The organism is Hymenobacter jeongseonensis (assembly GCF_015694725.1).
GTDB classification, from domain to species: Bacteria; Bacteroidota; Bacteroidia; order Cytophagales; family Hymenobacteraceae; genus Hymenobacter; species Hymenobacter jeongseonensis.
This window is the reverse complement of record NZ_JADQDQ010000002.1, coordinates 368,696-391,043: the sequence shown is the minus strand read 5'-3', so window position 1 is coordinate 391,043 and position 22,348 is coordinate 368,696. Positions and strand designations below refer to the sequence as shown.

Here is a 22,348-nt window from a genome sequence, read left to right as displayed (position 1 = left end):
AAACGGGAGTGAGAAATCAGGTTCAATGGTGGCCGAGATGACGCCGTAACTTAAGCTTATGTCGGGTGGTGGAGAGTGCGCCGCGCGAAGTTGTAAGCAATGATTTGAAGAACGACAGGGCTTATGCGTTCAATTCCTGGCAAGATAGAACGGCTCCGGTTTTCCTCTGCCAAAACGGCCGCCTTGTACTTCCGGCCCCAACCTTGCCTCGCTCGCCGCAATGCTTAATTTCCTGAAAACCATTTCCGCCAAAAATCCCAACAGTTCCCGCGGTGGCGGCGACAAGCCCCCCGTAAGCGTGCGCGAACGGGTATCGGCGCTGCGCAATCTGCCGGCGTTTCTCAAGCTTATCTGGCAGACCAGCCCGAAGCTGGCGCTTTCCAATATTGCCCTGCGATTGCTGCGGGCGGGCCTGCCGCTGGCCATGCTCTACGTCGGCCAGCTCATCATCGATGCCGTGGTGGCGCTTACCAAACTACCGGCCCCGGAGCGGGTGCTCACGCCCGTGCTCACCTTGGTGGCGCTGGAGTTCGGCCTCGTGCTGCTTACCGATGCCCTGGGCCGCGGGGTGGCCCTGCTCGATTCCCTGCTCGGCGACCTGTTCGCCAATCAGTCTTCCATCCGCATCATGGCCCACGCCGCCGAGCTGGACCTGGACCAGTTCGAGGACAGTACTTTTTATGACAAGCTGGAGCGCGCCCGCCGCCAAACCCTCTCCCGCACCGTGCTCATGAGCCAGGTGCTGAGCCAGGGTCAGGATATGGTGACACTCATGTTGCTGGGCGGCGGATTGGTGGCCTTTCAGCCGTGGCTGCTGGTGTTGCTGCTGCTGGCCGTGGTGCCGGCTTTCTTGGGCGAGTCTCACTTCAACGAGCGCAGCTATTCCCTTAGCCATTCCTGGACGCCCGAGCGCCGCGAACTCGACTACCTCCGCCAAACCGGTGCCTCTGACGAAACAGCCAAGGAAGTGAAGATTTTCGGTCTTTCCGATTTTCTGATAAACCGCTTCCGGGAGTTGTCCGACGACTTTTACCGCCAAAATAAAAGCCTGGTGCTGCGCCGGGCCGGTTGGGGCACGCTGTTCGCAGCCGTTGGTGCGGCCGGCTACTACGGCGCTTATATCTACATCATCGCCCGGGCCGTGGGGGGGCAGATTTCCCTGGGCCAGCTCACGTTTCTGGCCGGCTCCTTCGCCCGTCTGCGGGGCTTGCTCGAAGGCATCCTCAGTCGTTTCAGTTCCGTGGCCGATGGGGCCTTGTATTTGCAGGACTTTTTCGACTTCTTTGCCCTGCGGCCCCGCATTGTGCGGCAAAAGGTTTCGGGCGAAACGGCGCGGCCTTTCCCTCGGCCCATTCAACACGGTTTCGAGTTTGAAAACGTCGGGTTTCAGTACAAGAATGGTACAAAATGGGCCATCCGTAATCTGTCTTTCAAACTGGAAGCGGGCGAAAAGCTCGCGTTGGTAGGAGAGAACGGCGCCGGCAAAACCACGTTGGTGAAGCTGCTGGCGCGGTTGTACGACCCGAACGAAGGCCGCATTCTGCTCGACGGGTACGACCTGCGGGAGTACGACCCCGCCGAGTTGCGGCAGGAAATCGGCGTCATTTTCCAAGACTTTGTGCGCTTCCAGCTGCCGGCCGGCCAAAACCTGGCCGTGGGCCGCATCGAGGAACGCACGAACCAGCCCCGCATCGAAACCGCCGCTCAGCAAAGCTTGGCCGATTCGGTCATCGCTAAGCTGCCAGGTGGCTACGACCAAATGATTGGCCGGCGCTTCAACGGCGGCGTGGACTTGAGCGGCGGCGAGTGGCAGAAAATTGCCCTCGGCCGGGCTTATATGCGCGATGCCCAACTGCTCATTCTTGATGAGCCCACCGCCGCCTTGGACGCCCGCGCCGAGCACGAAGTTTTTCAGCGCTTCGCCGAGCTTACCAAAGGCAAAACGGCCGTGCTTATCAGCCACCGATTCAGCACGGTGCGCATGGCCGACCGCATTCTGGTGATTGAAAACGGCCAGTTTGTGGAAATCGGTTCGCACGAAGACCTGCTGGCGAAAGGCGGGCGCTACGCCGAGCTGTTTGCGCTGCAGGCCGCGGGGTACCGGTAAGGCTTGGATATCAGGCAGGTTTATGTAACTTAGTTGGCTACATTACCCTCCTGCTAGCCATGGCCATACCGTTACGCATTGTCTTGACCCTCAGTCTCGCGATTAGCCTGAGCAGTTGTGTCACCACGCAGGAGGCCCGCGTCGAATCCGACTACAGCTACAGCGGCAATTTCCGCCGCTACCGCACCTACGATTTCATGCGAACCCACGGGCTGCTGAGCGACACCAGCCGCTTGGGCCTGGTGCTGCGCGATGCCATCCAGACCCGGCTCCAGCAGCAAGGCTATCGGCCCACCGCCAAGCGCCCCGACCTGCTGGTGAACTACCGCGTGTTTGAGGGCGCCGTGAACCTGCGCGGCTACAACCAGGAAGAACTCGAGCAGTGGGTGGCCCAGCACGAGGAGGTGGAGGAAACCGATGCCAAAAGCGTTTCGGAGCCCAGCAGCCACCCGTACCAGCCCATTCGCCGCCTGCTCACCGATGGCACCCTGATGGTGACGCTGGTGGATGCCCGCTCGCAGCGGGCCATTTGGAACGGCTACGCCTCGGGCGTGGACGTGCCCGACAACGCCCGGGCCGAAATCGTGCTGCGCCGGTCCGTGCGCTCTATTTTCGACCGGTACCGTATTCTGGCCAAAGGCTACATTCTCACGCCCGAAGGCGTCGAGGCCGGCGGGCATTAGCTCTTGAGCTTGGGGGAGCGGCTAGACCGATTGTTTGTGATTTTCGGGCTGAACCTCAGTCATTAAGGAATTGATTTTCGTAAATGAAAGGGCCATTCATCCGTCAATCCCAACCGTTATGCGCACCGTTCTTTCCATCCTGAGCTTGGTTTGCTTAGCGGCCACTTTTTCGGCCTGCATGACCACCCGCGAAGCCCGCGTTGACTCCGATTACAGCTACCGTGGCAATTTCCGCCACTACCGTACCTACGATTTTGTGACCGGAACTGGGCTCACCGCCGACACCAGCCGCCTGGGCCAGTCCGTGCGAGAAGCAATTAAGCAACGCTTGCAAGTACAGGGCTACCGCCAAGCCAAGCGCCGGCCCGACATGCTGGTAAACTTCCGAGTGTACGAAGGCGACATGAATTTTCACGGCTTTGTGCAGGAGGACCTTAGCCAGTGGATAAAGCGCAACATTGAAGAAACCGACGACACGCCCCGCGAAGAAATGCAGGGCTACCAGCCCGTGCGCCTGCTGCTGGCCGAAGGCACGCTGCTGCTCACCCTCATTGACGTGAAAACCAACCGCGCCGTCTGGAATGGCTACGCCTCGGGGGTAAGTGTGCCCGAGGGCCCCATGGGTGAAATCGTACTGCGCCGCTCCGTGCGCTCCATTCTGGACCGCTACCGCGTCTTTACCGAAGAACTGGCCAACGGCCAACTGCCCCGCACCGAACCCGATGAACAGGGCCGGTAGCACCTCCTGAGCTACTGGCTCGGCCGGTGGCGTTCCCAAATCAGCTCGGCGGCAATGCTGATGGCAATTTCTTCGGGCGTCTGGCTACTGATGGGCAACCCAATCGGCCCGTGCAGGCGCGCCACGGTTTCTTCGGCATATCCTTCGGCCAGCAGCCCGCGGCGCAACTCGGCCACTTTGGCGGCGCTGCCCATCACACCCAGGTACCGGAAGGGCAGCCCCATCAACTGGCGCAGCACCACGGCATCGGTGCGGTAGCCCACGGTCATCACTACCACGTATTGGTGCGGGCCGGCCACGATTTCAGCGGCGATGTTCTCGTAACTGACCACTCGCCGATGGTGCGCGGCGTGGTTGGCTGCCAGCGTGGGCAAGGCGGTCCGGTCGTCGAGCACGGTTAATTCGAAATCCAGCAGTGCCAGAGTTTTTGACAAAGCCAGGCTCACATGCCCGCCGCCTACGATGGTGACTTGGTCGCGGAAGCCCAACTGCTCGCGGTAGCACCAGTTTTGGCCCGGTTGGTAGTCATAAAAATCATAGGCCTGTTCTGCTAAGCGCCGCAACTGCAGGCCAGAATCAGCGCTTAGCAGAAACTGGCTGACTTTTCCCTGTTCCAACGCTTCCACAATGGCTTCTACTACCGGCAAGTCCTCGGCTGCCAGGGGCCACAGCAGCACCTCCTGCTCGCCTGAACACATCATGCCGGAGCGGTCAGCGGGCGCTTCGCGCCGGTGAATCTGAGGCAGTAGTACGGGATTAAAGTCGCCGGCCAGCAAGCGTTGCCGTGCCAACTCGATGAACTTGTGCTCCATAATGCCCCCGCCGATGGAACCTGCCAATTCGGTGGCCGTCACGGCCATCTTGAAGCCCTGGCGGCCGGGGCTGCTGCCCGTGCTGCGCACCACGCACAGCAGCGCCACCGGCGTGCCCGCCCGCAGGCTGGCCGCCGCGAGGGCCCAAACCGGTAAGTCGCGGGGAGAAGCGGGCATGGGAAAGGTGTTTTACTTGTTCAGTGCGCCCTGTTCAATCCAGCACTTGAGAATGTCCCGTTCTTCTTGGGTCATCTGCGTCTTGTTGTTCTGGGGCATGGTCTTGGTGACCACCACGCGCTGCATAATTTTGTCTTTTAGGCGAATAATGTCCTCCGGCGTGTCGTACACCACGCCGTTGGGCGGCGACTTAAACACGTCGTCGGTGGGCTTGGCGGAGTGGCATTGCACGCAGCGGGTCTGCACTATCATGTTCACCCGGCTCATGGTCACTTCCTCGGTGCAGGCGGCGGCCGCGGTGCCGGTTTCGGATTTTGGTGCGGTCACGAACACCACGCCGAGCAGCAGGGCCACCGAGGCCGGTAGCACCCAGGCGTTGGACTGGTGCTTTTCGCGCAGGTTCAGCCAGTGCTTCACGCCGGCCGTGCCCAACGTGATAACCGCCAGAATGGCCCACGGATACGCGTGGCTGAAGGTGCTGGGGAAGTGGTTGCTCACCATCACAAACAGCACGGGCAGCGTGAAGTAGTTGTTGTGCAGCGAGCGGGCCAGGGCGTTTTTGCCCAGTTGGGGGTCCAGTGGTGTGCCTTCGGTAGCAGCCTTCACCATGGCCTTTTGGGCCGGGATGATGGTGAAGAAAACGTTGCCCACCATGAGCGTGCCCAGCATGGCCCCGAAGTGGATGTAGGCCGCCCGGGCGCTGAACACCTCATCGTAGAAGTAGGCAAACGCCGTGGCAATGGCGAAGCCAATCACCATAAACCACTTGCTGCGCACCAGCGCCGTGCGGCACAGCCCGTCGTACACCAGCCAGCCCACGATGAACGAGGCCACCCCGATGCCCACGCCCGCCAGCGGCGAAATGTCCAGCACGCGCGGGTCAATCAGCATGGAGCTGGCGTTGAAATAATACACCACAAACAGCAGGCTGAAACCCGAGAGCCAGGTGAAATAAGCCTCGTACTTAAACCAGTGCAGGCTTTTGGGGATGACTTTGGGTGCTGATTTGTACTTCTCCAGATAGTAAAAGCCGCCGCCGTGCACAGCCCAGAGGTTGCCGGCCAGTTCCTCGCGCACGTTGTCGGTGCGGTTCAGGGCGTTTTCCAGAAATACGAAGTAGAACGAAGCGCCAATCCAGGCGATGCCGAAGGTGATGTGCATGAGGCGCACCACAATGTTGAGCCACTCCATAATGTGGCCGGCCCAGGGCGAATCGCGCACCAGCACGTAGCAAATGCCCACGGCCGCCGCCACGGCCAGCAAGATGAGGGCGTAGGAGTAGCCCTCCAGCGTGAAGCCGCTGGTGCCCACCACGCCGCCATCGGGCCGGGTTTTGGCCACCCGCTGGAGGGCGAATATGACACCCAGCAGCAGCAGAAACGTGAGTATCAGGGCAAAGAGGGTAACGTATTGAATCATAGTTAAGCAGTAGTACAATAAGGGCCGCCATGCAGAGCGCAGCGAAGCATCTCGCGTGCCATGAGTAATCCAATTAGTAGGGTTAGTGGTGGCACGCGAGATGCTTCGCTGCGCTCTGCATGACGTGCCTAAACCCCTTTCCTACACCGGCAATTAATTAGCCCAGGAAAAAGTCCCGAATTTAGCGCCAAACTTCTCCTCCATGCCAAACCTTGCTCTGCGCAGCCAACGCGTCGTCACGCCCGATGGGGTGCGCGCCGCCACCATCCTCATCGAAAGCGGCCAAATCGCCGCCCTGCTGCCCATTGATGCGGAAGTATCAGGTTCTACTATCCTCGATGTGGGGACCCGCGCCATCCTGCCCGGCGTCATCGACCCACACGTGCACATCAACGAGCCCGGCCGCACCGACTGGGAGGGCTTCGACACGGCCACCCGGGCCGCGCTGGCCGGCGGCCTCACCGCGCTGGTTGATATGCCGTTGAACTCGGCCCCAGTTACCACGTCGGTGGCGAATCTGGAAATAAAACGGGCCGCTACCAAAGGCCAGCTGCACACCAACGTAGGCTTCTGGGGCGGGGTGGTGCCCGGCAACGCCCACGAAATTGAGCCGTTGATTGCGGCTGGCGTATTGGGTTTCAAAGCTTTTCTGACGCACTCTGGGATTGATGATTTTCCCAATGCGACAGAGGACGATTTGCGCCGGGTGATGCCCATTCTGGCGCGGCACCAGCTGCCGCTCTTGGTACACTGTGAGTTGTCCGAGGACAACGACGCTTGGAAGCAGAACGACCACCGCTCGTACCCGAACTACCTGGCTTCGCGCCCCAAAAGCTGGGAGGACGAAGCCGTGGTAATGATGATTCGTTTGTGCGAAGAATTCAATTGCCCGATGCACATCGTGCATTTATCGTCGGCCAATTCCATTGCGCCCATCGCTGCTGCCAAAGCCAAGGGCCTGCCCCTGACCGTGGAAACCGGCCAGCATTACCTCTATTTCAATGCCGAGGATATTGCCGACGGCCAGACGCAGTTCAAGTGCGCCCCGCCCATTCGCGAAAAGGCTAATAACGACCAGCTGTGGGCCGCGCTGCAAGCCGGCATCATCGACTTCGTGGCCACCGACCACTCGCCCGCGCCGCCCGATTTGAAGCAGCTCGAAAGCGGCGACTTTACCACGGCTTGGGGCGGCATTGCTTCGCTGCAATTTGCCCTGCCCGTGCTCTGGACGGCGGCCCGCAAGCGCGGCGCCACCCTGAATGACCTGGCCAAGTGGCTAAGCGAAAACCCCGCGAAACTGGCCGGTCAGCACTACCGCAAAGGCCGCATTGCCGTGGGCTACGACGCTGATTTGATTGTTTTCGACCCTGAAAAAACCTTTGTGGTGCAGGAGGAAATGATTCAGCACAAACACAAAGTGTCGCCTTACATTTGCCAGGAATTGGCGGGGGTGGTAGAATTAACTTTTCTCCGGGGCGAACCCGTTTATCAGCGCCCTGCCTTTACCCATCTCAACCACGGCGAACTTTTAACCCGGTAGCTGAATGCAGCACGAATACCTAGCGCGCGCGGAGCGCATCATGCAGCGCATTCAGCAATTGGCGGCCATCAGCGAAGAGGCCGACGGCGTGACGCGCACCTTCGGCACGCCCGCTTTCCTGGAAGGCCGCGACCTCGTGCAACGCTGGCTGGAAGCCGCCGGCCTGCCCACCCGCGTCGACGGCATCGGCAACCTGCGCGCCCGCCTCGAAAGCCGCAACCCCGACGCGAAAACTTTCGTGCTGGCCTCGCACATCGACACGGTGGTAAATGCCGGCAAGTTCGACGGTCCGCTGGGCGTGCTCATGGGACTCGATTTGTTGGAACAACTCATCGAGCAAAAAGCCGACCTGCCGTTTCACATCGAGCTGATTGCCTTCAGCGACGAAGAAGGCGTGCGCTTTCATACCACGTACCTGGGCAGCCAGGTCGTGACCGGGGCCTTCGACCACGCCCTGCTGGCCCGCACCGACGCCGCGGGTGTGACCCTAGACCAAGCCCTCACCATCATGGGCGGTGATGCCTCGCAGTTGGCGCTCGATGCCATTCCGGCCGCCGAGTGGCTGGGGTACTTCGAGATGCACATCGAGCAGGGCCCGGTGCTGTGGGAGCGCAACGTGCCGGTGGCGCTGGTCACGGCCATTGCCGGGCAGCAGCGCGTGGAATTGGTGTTTCGGGGCATGGCCGGCCACGCCGGCACCGTGCCCATGGCCATGCGCCAGGACGCCCTGTGCGCCGCCGCCGAGTTTGTGCTCACGGCCGAGCAATTTGCCCAGGCCCACGGCCAAGGCTTGGTGGCCACCGTGGGCAAGCTCAATATCAGCCACGCGGCCAGCAACGTCATTCCCGGCGAGGTTACCTGCACCCTCGACCTGCGCAGCCCCAATCAGGCCCAACTCGCCGATGCGTACCGCGCCCTGCTCAACTTCGCCGAAGGCCTCGCCGCCCCGCGCAACGTGGAGTTGGTGTGGAAACTGGTGCAGCAAACCGCTCCCGTGGCTTGCAGCCAGCCCCTGAACGACCTGCTGGGCCAGGCCATAACCGAAACCGGCTACGAAACCATTTCGCTGGTGAGCGGTGCCGGGCACGACGCCGTGCCCGTTTCGGCTGTTGCGCCCGCCACCATGCTGTTTATTCGCTGCTACAAAGGCATCAGCCACAACCCGTTGGAGGACGTGGAGCTGCCTGACCTGGCCGCCGCCATTGCCGTGGCCGACCGTTTTATCTCCCTTCTCCGCACCCAAACGCCCACCCGCTAATATGGAAATGTCGGCCCTGACCCGCTCGGTTGTCAAGCGCAACCACGCCATCATCGCCCCCGATGGCTACATCAACAGCAACGTGCCCGGCTGGACCGGCTGCACCGTCAACGTCATCATCAACGAGCAAATGGGCGCCCGCCTCTGCCAAACGCTGATTACGCTCACCGACGCCGGCAAACTCGTGGGCGAAACCAAGGACTCGCAGATTTTCTTCTACGTGGTGCAGGGGCAAGTTCAGGTAGCAGTAGGCGGCGAAACCCGCACGTTGGCCGTGGGGCAATACGTCTACATTCCGGTGGGCCAGGCCTATGAATTCACTGGGCCGGAAGCGGGCACGCAGCTGCTTACCTTCCACAAAGTGTACGAACCGCTGGCTGGGCACGCCACGCCGGGCGTGTTCTTCGGCGAGCGGGACTATAGCAAAGCGCCCATTTACATGAACGACGAGGCTCTGCGCATCCAGGAGCTGCTGCCGAATGTGCCGGGCTTCGACATGGCCGTGAACATTTTTACCTACGGCATCGGCGGCAACCTGCCGATGGTAGAAACGCACATCATGGAGCACGGCCTGCTGTACCTCGAAGGCCAGGCCATCTACATGCTCGACCAGTGCTGGTACCCCGTGAAAAAAGGCGACTCCATCTGGATGGCGCCCTATTGCCAGCAGTGGGCCACGGCCATGGGCCAGGAGCCGTCGGTGTACATCTATTACAAAAACGTGAACCGCTTTCCAACGGTGTTGTAGCGCGGACTTTTAGTCCGCGAATAGATTAACGGCACACACGCGGACTAAAAGTCCGCGCTACATTAAATGACATTACAAGAACTCAACCACCTCCCCAAGCCAGCCTTGGCCGATGCCTTAAGCAAATGCTGCGGCTCCACGGCGTGGGTAGAGAAAATGGGCGCCTTATTTCCCATGGCCGATACCGAAACGCTGAAGCGAGAGGCCACAACCCAATGGAATAAACTAAGCGAAGCCGACTGGCGAGAAGCCTTCACGCACCATCCCAAAATCGGCGGCGATGTGGCGGCTTTGCGTGAGAAATTTGCCACTACCAGTACGTGGGCCGAAGGCGAGCAGGCCGCAGTAAAACAAGCTTCGCAGGCAACGCTGGAAGCTTTGGCGGCGGGTAATACGGAATACGAGCAGAAGTTCGGCTACATCTTTATTGTCTGCGCCACTGGAAAATCAGCGGAAGAAATGCTGGCTTTATTGCAAGCCCGCCTGCCCAATAAGCCCGAAGATGAAATAGTAATTGCCATGGGTGAACAGGATAAAATAACCCGCATTCGCCTCGAGAAAATATTAGCCGCATGAGCCAAATAACAACGCATATTCTCGACACCACCAAGGGCAAACCCGCTGTAAATGTCACCATTGCACTATTGCAGCAATCCGGTGATAATTGGCAGGAAATTGCGCGCGGCGTCACGAATAAAGACGGCCGAATTGCGGATTTATTACCCAATTCGACGCAACTGGAATTGGGCGTTTATAAAATGAAATTCTTTACCAAAGAATATTTCGCGCAGGACGAAACGGCAAATTTTTATCCCTTCGTAGAAATCGTTTTTGACGTGGCAACGACTGAGCATTATCACGTGCCGCTGCTGCTGAATCCCTTCGGCTACGCCACCTACCGCGGCTCCTGATTTGGTGTTTACGCCATTTAAATAAAAAACGTCATGCTGAGCGCAGCCGAAGCATCTCGCGTGCCACCAGTAATTAGTTATTGCACGCGAGATGCTTCGGCTGCGCTCAGCATGACGTTCTGATTAGCTGAAAACGAACAACTGACAATTAAATTCCCACCATGAAACTCAGCTTACCCGAATCCGACAAAGCCGCCTTGCTCGACCAATTGGGCGTGGCCAACCTGCAATTCCAGCAAATCTATCCGGGCGACAAGCCCGACCGCCAGCCTGTGCACACCGTGTACGGCGGCGCCAACCTGTTCAAGGCCGATACCTGCGTGCGGATGGGCGACATTGCCCTGAATAACCTGCAGACCTACGCGCCCAACTTCGTGGAGATGGCCCGCGTGCTGCAGCTCAAAAACCACGAGCACCTGCCCACGCTGGCTGCTGATGTGGCCGACCTTACCGCTCGCCTCGATGCCATGACGCCCGCCGAGCGCAAGCACGAGCCTGCCTGGCTGGCGTACTCCGTCTACAATAAAATTGTGCAGAAGCTGAAGCGCGAAGCCGTGGAAGACTTCCGCGTGGATTTCGAAGATGGTTTCGGCAACCGCCCCGATGCCGAGGAAGACGAAACCGCCGTACGCGCCGCTCAGGAAGTGGCCAAGGGCATGGCCCAAGGCACGCTGTCGCCCTTTATTGGCATCCGCATCAAGCCCTTCACCGAGGACATGAAAGCCCGCGGCGTACGCACGCTCGATATTTTCCTGACCACGCTGCTAGCCGAAACCGGCGGCAAGCTGCCCGACAACTTCGTGGTGATGCTGCCCAAGGTGACCATCCCGGAGCAGATGACGACGATGGTGCGCCTGTTTGAGCTGCTGGAAAAGGCCAACGGCCTGGCGCCCGGCACCCTCAAAATGGAAACCATGGTAGAGGCCACGCAAATCATCATGGACGAGGAGGGGCGCAACCCGCTCATGCGCATCATCCGGGCCAGCGAGGGGCGCTGCATTGCTGCCCACTTCGGCACCTACGACTATACCGCCAGCTGCGGCATCACGGCCAAGTACCAGACCATGGGCCACCCCGTGTGCGACTTCGCCCACCACATGACCAAGGTGGCGCTCGGCGGTACCGGCATTTTCCTCTCCGATGGCGCTACCAACGTCATGCCCATCGGCCCGCACCGCGGCGATAATTTGACCTTCGCCCAGCTACGCGAAAACCAGGAATCGGTGCACAACGCCTGGCGCCAAGCATTCCACCACAGCACGCACTCGCTCATCAACGGCATGTACCAGGGCTGGGACCTGAACCCCGCGCAACTGCCCATGCGCTACGCCGCCACCTACAACTTCTTCCTGAGCAGCTACGATGACGCCGTGCTTCGCCTGAAAACCTTCGTGGAGCGCGCCGCCATTTCCACCCTCACCGGCGACATTTTCGACGACGCCGCCACCGGCCAAGGTCTGCTCAACTTCTTCCTGAAAGCGCTGAACTGCGGCGCCATTTCCGAGGAAGAAATTGAAGCCACCGGCCTGACCCGCGACGAAATTAACACCCGCTCGTTCTTCCGCATTCTGGAAGGCCGTCGGAAGCAAGTTGTGGCTTAAACGGCAACTTACGCCAGCAGTACAACAAAGCAAAGGGCCTCTCACTGTGAGAGGCCCTTTGCTTTGTAGGTTCAATTTGGAGGCTGCCTAAGAAGCTATGGATGCGGGAGTCCCAACAGCCGTAGCGTTCCAGCCTGTCTCAGCCGCCGAAAACTCCGGGTACAGGCTTACCAGCACCTTTTCCGGCGTCATGGGAGCGGAGAAGGGCAGGGCGGTGCGCGGCTGGAAGGCCCGCACGGCGTCGCGCAGGGCGAAGTAGGTGCCGATGCCGTACATGAGCGGCGGCTCGCCCACTGCCTTGGAGCGCAGAATGGCCTTGGGGTGGCCCGGCGTGTCGAGGAAATGCACGTCCAGTACTTTGGGGGCGGCGTAAATGTCTGGGATTTTGTAGCTGTTGAGCGAGTTGCTGAGCAGCCGGCCTTCGGCGTTGTAGGCAATTTCCTCCATCGTCATCCAGCCAATGCCTTGCACGGCGCCGCCCTCAATCTGGCCGCGGTCAATTACTTCGTTGAAGCTCTGGCCAAAATCGTGGGCAATGCGTAGGGCGTCCACCGTGTAGGTGCCGCGCAGGCAGTCGACGGTGACGGTGGTGATGGCCGTGCCGTAGACGTGGTAGGCGAAGGGGTGGCCCTGATTGGTCGCGGCGTCAAAATGCAGGTCGGGCGTGGCGTAGTGGGCGTTTTCGGTGAGGGCTACGCGCTTCCAGAAGGCCGATGATACCAGCTTTTCCCAGTCGGTTTCGGCCGGTACTCCGGCGGCGAGTACCTGCTCGTCGCGGATTTCCAAGCCTTCGTAATTCAGCGTGTACTCGGTGCAGGCGTGGCGCAGCAGCCGCTCGCGCAGGGCGGCGCAGGCCATTTCGGTGGCTTTGCCGTTGAGGTCGGCGGTGGCACTGGCGGCGCTGGGCGAGGTGTTGGCCACGCGGGTGGTGTTGGTGCTTTCCACCTTCACGCGGTTCACCGAAATGCCCAGGGTGCGGGCCGCTACGTGCGCAATTTTGGTGTTCACGCCCTGGCCCATTTCCACGGCGCCGGTGCTCACGCCCACCGAGCCATCGGAATAGATGTGCACCAGGGCACGGGCCTGGTTCATGGGCGTTTTGGTGAATGAAATGCCGAAGCAAATCGGCATTACCGCCAAGCCTTTCTTTTGCAGCTTGTTCTGCTGGTTGAACTGCTCGACTTCGGCCCGAGTACCTGCCAAATCAAATTCCTTGGCCGCGGTGTCCCAGGCCTGCTCGGCGTGGCACATTTCGGCGGGCTGGCGGTAGGAGAACAGGTCGTTTTCGCGCAGCAGATTCTTGCGCTGAATCTCGCAGGCCGGAATGCCCAACTCCTCCGCGGCTTTGGCAATGGCCGACTCAATGACAAACATGCCCTGCGGCCCGCCAAAGCCCCGAAAGGCCGTATTGGGCGGCAAGTTGGTGCGGCAGCTGAAGGCCGTAGCCGTCACGTTGGGCACAAAATAGGAGTTGGTGGCGTGGAACAGGGTGCGCTCCATCACGGCCGGGGAGAGGTCGGCGGCCGCGCCGGCATTCTGAAAAAACGTGACTTCATAGGCCACGATTCTTAGGTCCTTATCTAATCCAATTTTGAAGTCGGACGAGTAGGGATGGCGCTTGCCGGTCATGCGCATGTCGGCCATGCGGTCGAGCACCAGCTTCACCGGCTTTTTGGTGCAATACGCGCCCAGTGCCGCCAGCGCGCCCCACGGCGTGGCTTGGTCCTCTTTGCCACCAAAACCGCCGCCGAGGCGCGTCACGTCCACTTCTACTTGGTGCATGCCCAGGCCTAGTACGTGCGCTGTGTGGCGCTGCACGGCCGTAGGGCCCTGGGTAGACGAGATGATGCGCACGCCGCCCATTTCCGTGGGAAAGGCGTAGGCGCCCTGCGTTTCAATGTACAAATGCTCCTGCCCGCCACTCTCGGCCACGCCCTCGAACACATGCGCGCACGAAGCCCAAGTGGCCGCCGAATCACCAATTTTAAAGGTGCGCGGCGGCACAATCAGTTCGCCCTGCGCGGCGGCCACGCGCGGGTCCGTGATGATGGGCAGCGGCTCAATATCAACCTTGATGAGCTTGAGCGCGGCATGCGCCTGGTGCTCGTGGCGGGCCAGTACCAGAGCCACCGGTTGCCCCCGGAAGTGCACGTGGCCGTGAGCCAGCAGCGGCTCATCGGGCACAATGCCGCCAATCTGGTTGTCGCCCGGAATATCGTCAGCCGTGAGAATCCGCACTACCCCGGGCGCCGCTAGGGCCGCGCTCAAATCCAGATTTACAAGTACGCCATGCGCCAGTGGGCTCTCGAACACGGCTGCGAACAGAGTGCCCTGCTGCGTGGGTACATCGTCGAGGTACTGCGATTCGCCGCGCACGTGGCGCTGGGGGTCAAGGTGATTCATGGCTATGGCAGGCTGAAATAGCCCAAGATTGAACGTCATGCTGAGCGCAGTCGAAGCATCTCGCTCGCATCGTTGGATGATTGAGTTTACTATAGCACGCGAGATGCTTCGACTGCGCTCAGCATGACGGTCTTTTCTAGTGTTTAAATGAGGTTGCTTACCACTATTTCCTCCGGCGCAAACCGCAGAAAATGCGCCAGTAGCAATTGGCGCAACAGCAAGCGCTTGTATTCCACCGTGCCGCGCACATCAGAAATCGGGCTAATTTCGGTTTGCATCACCTCATTGGCCGCGGCCACGGTTTCCGCTGAAAGCTCACGGCCCACCAGAAAGTCGCTGGTGCGCGCCAGGTACAGCGGCACAGGGCCCACGCCGCCCGCCGACACCCGCGCGGCTTGAATGATGCCGTTTTCGACCCGGAGCCAAGCGGCAGAGTTCACGCTGGCAATGTCCAGATGAGTGCGTTTGGAGACCTTTTCAAAGTTGAAAAAATCGCCTGGCAGGGAAGTCGGAAAGCTGATTTCAGTGACTTGTTCGTCGGCAGTTTTTGCCAGCCTTTTGTAGCCGAGGTACACGTTAGGCAGCGCTAATTCACGAGTCGCACCGGTGAGGTCCGCCAAGGTGATGGAAGCTCCTAAGGCCAGGAACATGATGGTCAGGTCCCCAATCGGTGAGCCGTTGATGAAGTTGCCGGCCACAGTGCCCATGTTCCGAATGGGCGTGCTCGACACCAGTTTCAGGTACTGCGGCAGTTGGGGAATCAGGCTGCGCATCAACTCCGATTCGAGCAAATGGCTGGCCGTGGTGGCGGCGCCTAGTACCACGCGCCCCGCTGCTTCCTGGCGAATGCCGCGCCTTCCGCTTTGGTCAAAAACCAGGCGTACCGGCTGCTCGCGCAACTCTTCGAGGCGCTGCACCAGCAAATCAGTTCCGCCGCCCAAGAGTGGGTGCGCGGCGTGCGGGAAACTACTGCCGTGGCCATTTTGGCTCTGGGCGTGGCCGCTGGGCGACGTGGATACCGCCCCGGCATCGTTACCGGCAGTTGCGAAGGAGGCTTCGTTTAAAGCCTTAGCCTTTGCTTCCGCATCGGCCAGTTGGGTGCGCAGGCCCGCTAGCTTGGCCGGGATTCCTTCAAAATAGGCGGGCACGAACTGCTTTTCGCTAAGCCAGGCCACCGCGTTTTGCGTGGGCCGATTTGCCAGTTGGGCGGTGAGGGTAGCGGCGGCGCGCTCCAGGGATTTGTAGCCGGTGCAACGGCAAATGTTGCCGTCGATGGCCGCGATGGTACTTTTCTCCGTCGCCGGCTGCTCGCTCAGGCTGTGGCCCGTGAGCGACATCACGAAGCCCACCGTGCAGAAGCCGCACTGCGAGCCGCCTTCCTCCACAATGGCCTGCTGCACAGGCGTGAGCTGCCCAGCGGCCGCGTTGATGCCTTCCACCGTTACGATGTGCTTGCCGTGGGCATTGCCCAGCGGCGTGAGGCAGCTGGTCATGCTCTGGTAAGTTACCTTTTGTCCATCGGTAGTCAGCTCGCCTACCAGCACGGTACAGGCGCCGCAGTCGCCCTCGCGGCACCCGATTTTCGTGCCCATCAGGTGCTCGTGGTAGCGCACAAAATCGAGCAGGGCACTGGCCGGCGCCTCGGTGGTGCGAATGGGCTGGTCGTTGAGGTAGAATTCTATCATGGAATGGCGAAGAAAGACAAAAAGGCTGTCATGCTGAGCGCAGTCGAAGCATCTCGCGCGCACCGTTTAAGGATTGAGTTACTACCGCACGCGAGATGCTTCGACTGCGCTCAGCATGACAGCCTTACTGCCTAATACTCGGTTTTGCCTTCCTTTTGTTCCCAGGCCTGAAACCCGGCCAGGGCTTCTTCGCGCAGCAGCTGCGTCATGGGCAGGCGGCGGGAGTCCATGGGGCGGTCCAGTTCCTCGTAGATAAACTGGTCGTCGAAGCCGATGGCCGCGGCATCGGCCTTGGTGTTGCCGTAGAACACGCGGCGGGGGCGGGCCCAATAAATGGCCCCCAAGCACATGGGGCAGGGCTCGCAACTGGTGTACAGGTCGCAGTCATCGAGCTGGAAACTGCCCAGCTCTTTACAGGCCTTGCGGATGGCATCAACCTCGGCGTGACAGGTGGGGTCGTGGGTGCTCGTAACTTGATTGAAGCCGCGGGCAATGATTTGCCCATCTTTCACCACCACTGCGCCAAAGGGGCCGCCGTGCCCGGCCTGCATTTTCTCGATGGACAGGCGAATGGCTTCGCGCATGAATTCGGGGTTGGGGGCTTCCATAGGTGGGGCGGTGTAGGAGTACAGGAGCGGAATTTATTCAAAAAACGGGCAGCAAAGAACGCCACGGAACTCTATATCTAACCTGCCTGCTGCCACCCCGCCCGCGAAAGGGTCTTGTCCGGTTCCCATGGCAACTGGAGTAGTGCGCTACTTCAGCAGATTTGGGAGGCGAAGCTGGAAACCCACCGAAGGCACAAACGTGACCCCACTAAGCGAAGTGCTAGCCCCGTTGAGCAGCGCGTACTGCCCGTAGTTCTGGTAGAAAATGGATACCGCCGGAATCACGTAGAAGTAGCGGTAACCCAGTTTCAGGTTCACGAAGCCGCCGTAGGACGAAAAGTCGCGGCTTTGGGTAGGCAGCGCGGCAATTTTCTGGGTGTTGAGGTACACATTGTCCGGTGCAAAACCATAGCTCACCCAGCTATGGGCATACACCACGCCGTAGCTAATGGCCCCGATTTCTTCCTCAGGCCCGAAGGAATGGCTGAAAATGAGCGGCACCAGAAGGTCGTTGCGGGTGGCTTTGAAATTTAGCACCGAGTTGATGTCGGACAGAAAGGGCAGGCTGGGTAATTTGGCCCGCTGGGTGGCAAACTGCAGCCCGATGCTGGCATAGGTGGTTCCCGATGCGGCCCCGGCCCCCGGGCTTTCGGGCGAGCCGGTGGGCCCGAGTAGCTGAAACTGGGCATCGAATACGTGCGACCCAAAGGCGTATTTGTAGCCGGCATCGAGGCGCGGCATGATGCCGTAGCGGATGCTGAGGTCGGAGGTGGGCTGCACGGGGTCCAGAATGTAGGCCAGGGCGGCGGCTTGCAGGTTGGTTACGGCCCCGCCGTAGCCCACGGTGTCTTTGCCGGCGGCCGTGCTGGCGGCATCGCGCAGGGCCGAGCCGGCCTTGCCAAGCGGCGCCGTCGCCACATTAAAACCCAGGTTGTAGCCCACCCGAAATTCCCCCTGCGGCGTGACTTTACCCGTAGCCACAATGGCGCGGGGCGCGGTGCAGGAAGTAGCCAGCAGGAGGGAAGCGGCGGCCAAAACCAGGGCCGGCCGCCGAAAAGAAATGCGCAGAAAAGAGTTCTTCATAAAAGCTTACGTTAGCAGTGTGCGGCTAAAACGAAAATCGAGCCGAAACAGCCATAAACCACGGCCATAATCAACCCAAGCGTCTTACCCATCGGGGCAACCACCCAGGCGTGCGGAGCCCGGCCGCGGGGCCGCGAGCTTCCTTCCGCAAAGTGCTTGCAGGAACAATAAACGGCGCCCGTCGCGGAATTTCAGTTATTTGCCGCTTAATAACCCAGGCTGTGCACGCGCTGCCCCTTATACCCCGGCAATTCAGATGAACATCTTATACGGAGTGCCCGGCGAGGGCCTTGGCCACGCCACCCGCAGCAAAGTGGTTATCGCGCACTTATTGGCCCAGGGCCATCAGGTGTGCGTGGTGAGCAGCAGCCGCGCCTACCACATGTTGGCAGCCGCGTTTCCGGGGCGGGTGCACGAAATCCGGGGTTTTCACCTGGCCTACCGGGGGCTGGCCGTGAGCAAGGCCCGCACCGCGGTGCTCACCCTACGCACCGCGCCCGACGACCTACGCGTCAACTTTGCTAAATACCGGGAATTGCTCTGTGATTTCGAGCCGGAATTAATTATTTCCGACTTTGAGTCCTTCACATATCTGTTCGCCAAAATGCGGCGCCTGCCCATAATCAGCATCGACAACATGCAGATTATCAGCCGAGCCAAGCTTGACGTTGCCGTTCCGCCAGCGGAGCGTGGCAATTACAATTTGGCCAAAAGCATAGTGCGAGCCAAGCTGCCGCACAGCCGGCATTATTTCGTGACCACCTTCTTCGACTTGCCGCTGGAAAAAGACGAAACCACGTTGGTGCCGCCCATCATTCGGCCCGAAATCCTGGCGGCTAAGCCTACTGCCGGTAGCCACGTGCTGGTGTACCAGTCGGCTACTACGCAGCAGAATTTGGTGCCGCTGCTGCAGCAATTGCCCGACCAGGAATTTCGCGTGTACGGCTTCAATAAGGAAGAAAGCCACGGCAACGTGCAGCTGCGGGCCTTTTCCGAAGCCGGGTTTATTGCCGATTTGGCCAGCGCTCGGGCAGTGGTTACCAACGGTGGGTTTTCGTTGATTTCGGAGGCCGTGTTTCTGCGCAAGCCCATCTGCGCCATTCCCATTCCGGCGCAGTTTGAGCAGTGGCTCAACGCGGCTCAGGTTGAAAAGCTGGGCTACGGGCGGCATTTTGCCGACATCACCGCCGACAACCTGCGGGCGTTTCTCTACGGCCTGGGCGGGTTTGAAGCGGCCCTGGCCAGCTACCAGCAGCAGGGCAACGAGGTACTGTTTGCCCAACTCGACGAAGCCCTGAAGGAAATTGGTGCCGAACACCTTTCCGTCGAGCCCGCGCCACCGAAAGCTTCGTGGGGCGGGGAATAGTCCCTTGTTTTATTTGGCGACGGGCTTTTGCCGTCATACTTCCTTCGTCACGCTAATGTGGCGCATCGTTTTTTGTTCTCTTACTGGTTCTTATGGCTTTTCGCTTCCCTCGTTTCTGGCCCATGCTGCTTTTGCTGGGTGCCTGTGCTCGCACCCCGCGCCCCAGCGCCGACCAGGCCAATAAGTACCACGATGCCACCATTCGGCAGATTGGCACCGCGCAGGATGAGCGCAACACCGCCGCGCTGCTGCCCTTTCTCACCAACGCCACCCCGGCTTACCGGCGCGAGGCGGCGCTGGCGTTTGCCTCCGTGCAGGCGCCGGCCGCCGTGCCCGGCCTGATTCCGCTGCTGCGCGATGCCGACCCCAGCGTGCGCCGCGCTGCCGCCTATGCCCTGGGCCAAACCGGCGACAGCACCGCCGTGGATAGCCTGGGCCTGCGCGCCCGCCAAGAAAAAGACAACGCGGTGCGCCGCTACCTGTACGAGGCCCTGGGCCGCACCGTCACCCGCCGCACCCTGCCCGAACTGTGGCGCGTGGAAACGGCGAACGACACGGCGCGCGCGGCGGCCCTGGCCTGGGGCCTGAGCCGCGCCGCCCTGCGCGGCATTAGCTCGCCCGAGAGCATTCGCCAGGCGGTGCTGGTGCTGAATACGCCCAAAATGCCCACCCGGGCCCGGTTGTTGGCCGTGTCGGGCTTGTCGCGCACCCGCGGCTACGATGCCGATTTGGCCCGATTAGCGCAGGAAACCCTGCTGCGGCTGGCCCTGAAAGACCGTTCATACGCCGTGCGGGCCGCGGCGGCTGCCACTCTGGGCAAAATTGCCGCACTGCCTGCGCCAGCCGTTCCCCTTGAGGCGGCGACGGCTCCGGTTGCCAAACCGGCCGGCAGCCCGGCGGCGGTGCTGGCCCGGCTCGCCGTGAAGGACAGCGACTACCGGGTGCGTCTGAGCGCCATCCGGGCCCTGCCGTTTGGGCCAGAATCCTACTCCGAAAGCCGCAAAGCCGTGTTCTATGCCCTCAGTCACGACCGTGCCCCGGTGGCCCTCACGGCGGCCGAGTGGCTGCTAGCCCACGCCAAGGGCGAATCCGGACCTTTATTGGCGGCCCTCGCCGATGGCAACAAGCAAGCCTCGCCCCGGGTGCGGGCCGCGTTGCTGCAAGCCGCCGTGCGCCACGCCAGCTCCGCTTCCCGTCCCAGCCTCACCGAAACCATCCGCAAGCGGTACGCGGCAGCTCCCACGGTGTACGAAAAGGGGTTCTTATTGCAAGCGCTGGCCGAAGACCCGGCTTCGTTTGATTTTGCGCAGGTGGAAGCCGCCGCGGCCGGGCAGTCGCCCGTGGTGGCGGGCTATGCGTTGGGCGCCCTGCTGGCCATGCGCCGCAGTGCCGAATTCCCCGCGGCGCGCCACCCCGACTTTGCTGCGGCCATGCGGCAGGCCCTGGCCAGTGGCGACGTGGCCCAAATAGGGGCGGCGGCCGAAGCCATGGCCGATGCCAAACTGTACCCCGAGACCCAGGCCGCCGACGTAGCCGCGTTGCGCCAGGCGCAGGCCAAGCTGCAACTGCCGCGCGAGATTGAGGCCTGGCAGGGATTGCAGCAGGCCCTCGACAAGCTGGAAAAAGCTCCTAAGCCAACGCCGTCGCCCATTGCCACGGCGCAGCAGCACCCCATCGACTGGGCCGTGGTGCAAAGCGTGCCGCTTGGCCAGCAAGTGCGCTTGCGTACTTCCAAGGGCATCATTCTGCTGGAGTTGAAGCCCAACGAAGCGCCCGGCGCGGTGGCCAGCTTCGTTACGCTCGTGGGACAGAAATTCTACGACAACCTGTATTTCCACCGCGTGGTGCCCAATTTCGTGGCGCAGGGCGGCGACCCGCGCGGCGACGGCAACGGCAGCGCGCCCTATAATCTGCGGTCGGAATTTGGCGATATCCACTACGAAGAAGGCAGCGTGGGACTGGCCTCGGCGGGCAAAGACACCGAAAGCTGCCAGTTCTTCATCAACCACACCGCCACCCCGCACCTCGACGGCCGCTACCCCATTTTTGCCCAGGTGGTGGGCGGCATGGACGTGGCCCACAAGCTCGAAATCGGCGACCAGATTCTGGGGGTAGAGCTGGTGAAATAAGCGGCGTGGGCCCGGCTATCTTGCCGGGGTATTTCTTTACGTTTGTAGTTCCCCAACCCTTGGTCATCATGGAAAAAGTCACTTCGTACGCCCAGCAATTCCAAACCCTGGTGGTGCTCTATCTGCCCCGGCTGCTAATGGCTGGCCTCGCCTTGATAATAGGCTGGTGGCTGATTGGGTGGGCGACGCGGCTGTTGTCGCAAGGCACCAAGCGCCTGGATGTTTCGCTGAGTTCGTTTCTGGGTAGCCTGGTCAACATCGTACTCAAGGTGCTGCTGCTGATTTCGGTTGCGGGCATGATAGGCTTCGAAACCACGTCGTTTGTGGCCATTCTGGGAGCGGCGGGCTTGGCGGTGGGCCTGGCCTTGCAGGGCACACTGGCCAACTTCGCTGGGGGCGTGCTCATCCTTATTTTTAAGCCTTACGTGGTCGGCGACACCATCGAATCGCAGGGAAAATCGGGCGAGGTGCGGGAAATTCAGATTTTCAATACCATCCTGGCTACGCCGCAGGGCGACACCATTATTCTGCCCAACGGAGCCACGTCCAACAACGTGATTGTGAACAAGACGGCCCAGAACAAAGCCATGGTGGAGGTGCTGGCCGAGGTAACGAATTCCACTAGTCTCGATACGCTACGCAGCTGGGCCGTGCCCCTGATGCAGGCCGATGAGCAGTTGTTGAAAGACCCGGCTCCGCAGGTGGTTGTCACGTCGCTCACGCCGGGTGGCATGACGGTGGCGTTCCGGGCCTTCACGCCGGCCGGGCAAAACGGGCCGGCTCATGCCCGCCTCATCGAGCGGTTGCAGCGGGCCTTCGCCGAGCAGGGCGTTGCCGGCCCGGTACCGGTGTCACACAGCTACATCCGCAACCTGCCCGAGTAGAATTAACACTGGCAGGTTGCTTTCAGCCAGAATGTTGTGTTTTTCTAGGCCCCATAGATAAGGCGGGACGACGGAGTCGCTTCGTAGCAACTGGCAGCGTAGGACTCCCACAAAACCATGCCTTCGGTCTTGTTGACCTACGGCGAAGGCAAAATGGTTGTGTTCGGGAATGAATCAACTGTAATGGTTGCAATA

Annotated in this window: 18 protein-coding genes; 12 read left to right on the top strand and 6 right to left on the bottom strand. The window is 60.8% G+C overall.

The features are described from left to right. The first annotated feature begins 220 nt into the window (after nucleotides 1–220). From I2I05_RS05285 to I2I05_RS05275, 3 genes are all read left to right on the top strand, one after another. Nucleotides 221–2,107, top strand: a complete 1,887-nt coding sequence (locus I2I05_RS05285) for an ABC transporter ATP-binding protein (RefSeq protein WP_196281183.1) — start codon at nucleotides 221–223, stop codon at nucleotides 2,105–2,107. Nucleotides 2,108–2,166: 59 nt separating this feature from the next. Beyond that, nucleotides 2,167–2,790 carry a DUF4136 domain-containing protein gene (locus I2I05_RS05280; protein WP_196281182.1) on the top strand — a complete coding sequence of 208 codons (624 nt, stop codon included), beginning with the start codon at nucleotides 2,167–2,169 and terminating at the stop codon, nucleotides 2,788–2,790. A gap of 118 nt (nucleotides 2,791–2,908) precedes the next feature. Next, nucleotides 2,909–3,529 (top strand): DUF4136 domain-containing protein, encoded by a 621-nt coding sequence (locus I2I05_RS05275; RefSeq protein ID WP_196281181.1) that lies wholly within the window; start codon nucleotides 2,909–2,911, stop codon nucleotides 3,527–3,529. A gap of 11 nt (nucleotides 3,530–3,540) precedes the next feature. On the opposite strand, the gene I2I05_RS05270 is transcribed toward I2I05_RS05275, so the two are convergent. Further along, a complete protein-coding gene (locus I2I05_RS05270; protein WP_196281180.1) occupies nucleotides 3,541–4,518 on the bottom strand; it encodes an XdhC family protein in 978 nt (325 codons plus the stop codon). 12 nt (nucleotides 4,519–4,530) lie between these two features. Further along, a complete protein-coding gene (locus I2I05_RS05265) occupies nucleotides 4,531–5,937 on the bottom strand; it encodes a urate hydroxylase PuuD (RefSeq protein ID WP_230688165.1) in 1,407 nt (468 codons plus the stop codon). Nucleotides 5,938–6,139: 202 nt separating this feature from the next. Between I2I05_RS05265 and allB the strand changes: the two genes are divergently transcribed. The 6 genes from allB (at nucleotide 6,140) to I2I05_RS05235 (ending at nucleotide 11,995) form a co-directional block, all read left to right on the top strand. Further along, nucleotides 6,140–7,477, top strand: a complete 1,338-nt coding sequence (gene allB / locus I2I05_RS05260; protein ID WP_196281179.1) for an allantoinase AllB — start codon at nucleotides 6,140–6,142, stop codon at nucleotides 7,475–7,477. A 4-nt stretch (nucleotides 7,478–7,481) separates the two neighbouring features. After that, on the top strand, nucleotides 7,482–8,735 hold the full coding sequence (locus I2I05_RS05255) for an allantoate amidohydrolase (protein WP_196281178.1): 1,254 nt from the start codon (nucleotides 7,482–7,484) through the stop codon (nucleotides 8,733–8,735). 7 nt (nucleotides 8,736–8,742) lie between these two features. After that, nucleotides 8,743–9,483: a (S)-ureidoglycine aminohydrolase gene (allE, locus tag I2I05_RS05250; RefSeq protein WP_230688164.1), complete on the top strand. Its 741-nt coding sequence runs from the start codon at nucleotides 8,743–8,745 to the stop codon at nucleotides 9,481–9,483. A 66-nt stretch (nucleotides 9,484–9,549) separates the two neighbouring features. Continuing rightward, nucleotides 9,550–10,059 (top strand): 2-oxo-4-hydroxy-4-carboxy-5-ureidoimidazoline decarboxylase, encoded by a 510-nt coding sequence (gene uraD / locus I2I05_RS05245; RefSeq protein WP_196281176.1) that lies wholly within the window; start codon nucleotides 9,550–9,552, stop codon nucleotides 10,057–10,059. Next, complete coding sequence (gene uraH / locus I2I05_RS05240) at nucleotides 10,056–10,394, top strand: hydroxyisourate hydrolase (RefSeq protein ID WP_196281175.1); 339 nt, start codon at nucleotides 10,056–10,058, stop codon at nucleotides 10,392–10,394. Before uraD ends, uraH begins: the two co-directional genes overlap by 4 nt. 161 nt (nucleotides 10,395–10,555) lie before the next feature. Next, nucleotides 10,556–11,995, top strand: coding sequence for a DUF6986 family protein (locus tag I2I05_RS05235; RefSeq protein WP_196281174.1), 1,440 nt, complete (start codon nucleotides 10,556–10,558; stop codon nucleotides 11,993–11,995). Nucleotides 11,996–12,082: 87 nt separating this feature from the next. On the opposite strand, the gene I2I05_RS05230 is transcribed toward I2I05_RS05235, so the two are convergent. The 4 genes from I2I05_RS05230 to I2I05_RS05215 all read right to left on the bottom strand — a co-directional run bounded on the left by I2I05_RS05230 (nucleotide 12,083) and on the right by I2I05_RS05215 (nucleotide 17,774). Then, complete coding sequence (locus I2I05_RS05230; RefSeq protein WP_196281173.1) at nucleotides 12,083–14,398, bottom strand: xanthine dehydrogenase molybdopterin binding subunit; 2,316 nt, start codon at nucleotides 14,396–14,398, stop codon at nucleotides 12,083–12,085. Nucleotides 14,399–14,541: 143 nt separating this feature from the next. Next, the gene (locus I2I05_RS05225) at nucleotides 14,542–16,083 is read right to left on the bottom strand and encodes an FAD binding domain-containing protein (protein WP_196281172.1); all 1,542 of its coding nucleotides are present in this window, start codon (nucleotides 16,081–16,083) and stop codon (nucleotides 14,542–14,544) included. Nucleotides 16,084–16,214: 131 nt separating this feature from the next. Continuing rightward, nucleotides 16,215–16,691, bottom strand: coding sequence for a nucleoside deaminase (locus I2I05_RS05220; RefSeq protein ID WP_196281171.1), 477 nt, complete (start codon nucleotides 16,689–16,691; stop codon nucleotides 16,215–16,217). A gap of 147 nt (nucleotides 16,692–16,838) precedes the next feature. Continuing rightward, nucleotides 16,839–17,774, bottom strand: coding sequence for a hypothetical protein (locus tag I2I05_RS05215; RefSeq protein WP_196281170.1), 936 nt, complete (start codon nucleotides 17,772–17,774; stop codon nucleotides 16,839–16,841). A gap of 256 nt (nucleotides 17,775–18,030) precedes the next feature. On the opposite strand from I2I05_RS05215, the gene I2I05_RS05210 reads away from it, so the two are divergent. The 3 genes from I2I05_RS05210 to I2I05_RS05200 all read left to right on the top strand — a co-directional run bounded on the left by I2I05_RS05210 (nucleotide 18,031) and on the right by I2I05_RS05200 (nucleotide 22,153). Beyond that, a complete protein-coding gene (locus I2I05_RS05210; RefSeq protein ID WP_196281169.1) occupies nucleotides 18,031–19,140 on the top strand; it encodes an MJ1255/VC2487 family glycosyltransferase in 1,110 nt (369 codons plus the stop codon). Nucleotides 19,141–19,232: 92 nt separating this feature from the next. Further along, a complete protein-coding gene (locus I2I05_RS05205) occupies nucleotides 19,233–21,269 on the top strand; it encodes a peptidylprolyl isomerase (RefSeq protein ID WP_196281168.1) in 2,037 nt (678 codons plus the stop codon). A 68-nt stretch (nucleotides 21,270–21,337) separates the two neighbouring features. Next, the gene (locus tag I2I05_RS05200) at nucleotides 21,338–22,153 is read left to right on the top strand and encodes a mechanosensitive ion channel family protein (protein WP_196281167.1); all 816 of its coding nucleotides are present in this window, start codon (nucleotides 21,338–21,340) and stop codon (nucleotides 22,151–22,153) included. Nucleotides 22,154–22,348 lie beyond the last annotated feature (195 nt).

What these genes read in the sequence shown, in the direction of transcription:
- I2I05_RS05285 (WP_196281183.1), top strand. Translation starts at nt 221, where the DNA reads ATGCTTAATTTCCTGAAAACCATTTCCGCCAAAAATCCCAACAGTTCC.
- I2I05_RS05280 (WP_196281182.1), top strand. Translation starts at nt 2,167, where the DNA reads ATGGCCATACCGTTACGCATTGTCTTGACCCTCAGTCTCGCGATTAGC.
- I2I05_RS05275 (WP_196281181.1), top strand. Translation starts at nt 2,909, where the DNA reads ATGCGCACCGTTCTTTCCATCCTGAGCTTGGTTTGCTTAGCGGCCACT.
- I2I05_RS05270 (WP_196281180.1), bottom strand. Translation starts at nt 4,518, where the DNA reads ATGCCCGCTTCTCCCCGCGACTTACCGGTTTGGGCCCTCGCGGCGGCC.
- I2I05_RS05265 (WP_230688165.1), bottom strand. Translation starts at nt 5,937, where the DNA reads ATGATTCAATACGTTACCCTCTTTGCCCTGATACTCACGTTTCTGCTG.
- allB (WP_196281179.1), top strand. Translation starts at nt 6,140, where the DNA reads ATGCCAAACCTTGCTCTGCGCAGCCAACGCGTCGTCACGCCCGATGGG.
- I2I05_RS05255 (WP_196281178.1), top strand. Translation starts at nt 7,482, where the DNA reads ATGCAGCACGAATACCTAGCGCGCGCGGAGCGCATCATGCAGCGCATT.
- allE (WP_230688164.1), top strand. Translation starts at nt 8,743, where the DNA reads ATGTCGGCCCTGACCCGCTCGGTTGTCAAGCGCAACCACGCCATCATC.
- uraD (WP_196281176.1), top strand. Translation starts at nt 9,550, where the DNA reads ATGACATTACAAGAACTCAACCACCTCCCCAAGCCAGCCTTGGCCGAT.
- uraH (WP_196281175.1), top strand. Translation starts at nt 10,056, where the DNA reads ATGAGCCAAATAACAACGCATATTCTCGACACCACCAAGGGCAAACCC.
- I2I05_RS05235 (WP_196281174.1), top strand. Translation starts at nt 10,556, where the DNA reads ATGAAACTCAGCTTACCCGAATCCGACAAAGCCGCCTTGCTCGACCAA.
- I2I05_RS05230 (WP_196281173.1), bottom strand. Translation starts at nt 14,398, where the DNA reads ATGAATCACCTTGACCCCCAGCGCCACGTGCGCGGCGAATCGCAGTAC.
- I2I05_RS05225 (WP_196281172.1), bottom strand. Translation starts at nt 16,083, where the DNA reads ATGATAGAATTCTACCTCAACGACCAGCCCATTCGCACCACCGAGGCG.
- I2I05_RS05220 (WP_196281171.1), bottom strand. Translation starts at nt 16,691, where the DNA reads ATGGAAGCCCCCAACCCCGAATTCATGCGCGAAGCCATTCGCCTGTCC.
- I2I05_RS05215 (WP_196281170.1), bottom strand. Translation starts at nt 17,774, where the DNA reads ATGAAGAACTCTTTTCTGCGCATTTCTTTTCGGCGGCCGGCCCTGGTT.
- I2I05_RS05210 (WP_196281169.1), top strand. Translation starts at nt 18,031, where the DNA reads ATGAACATCTTATACGGAGTGCCCGGCGAGGGCCTTGGCCACGCCACC.
- I2I05_RS05205 (WP_196281168.1), top strand. Translation starts at nt 19,233, where the DNA reads ATGGCTTTTCGCTTCCCTCGTTTCTGGCCCATGCTGCTTTTGCTGGGT.
- I2I05_RS05200 (WP_196281167.1), top strand. Translation starts at nt 21,338, where the DNA reads ATGGAAAAAGTCACTTCGTACGCCCAGCAATTCCAAACCCTGGTGGTG.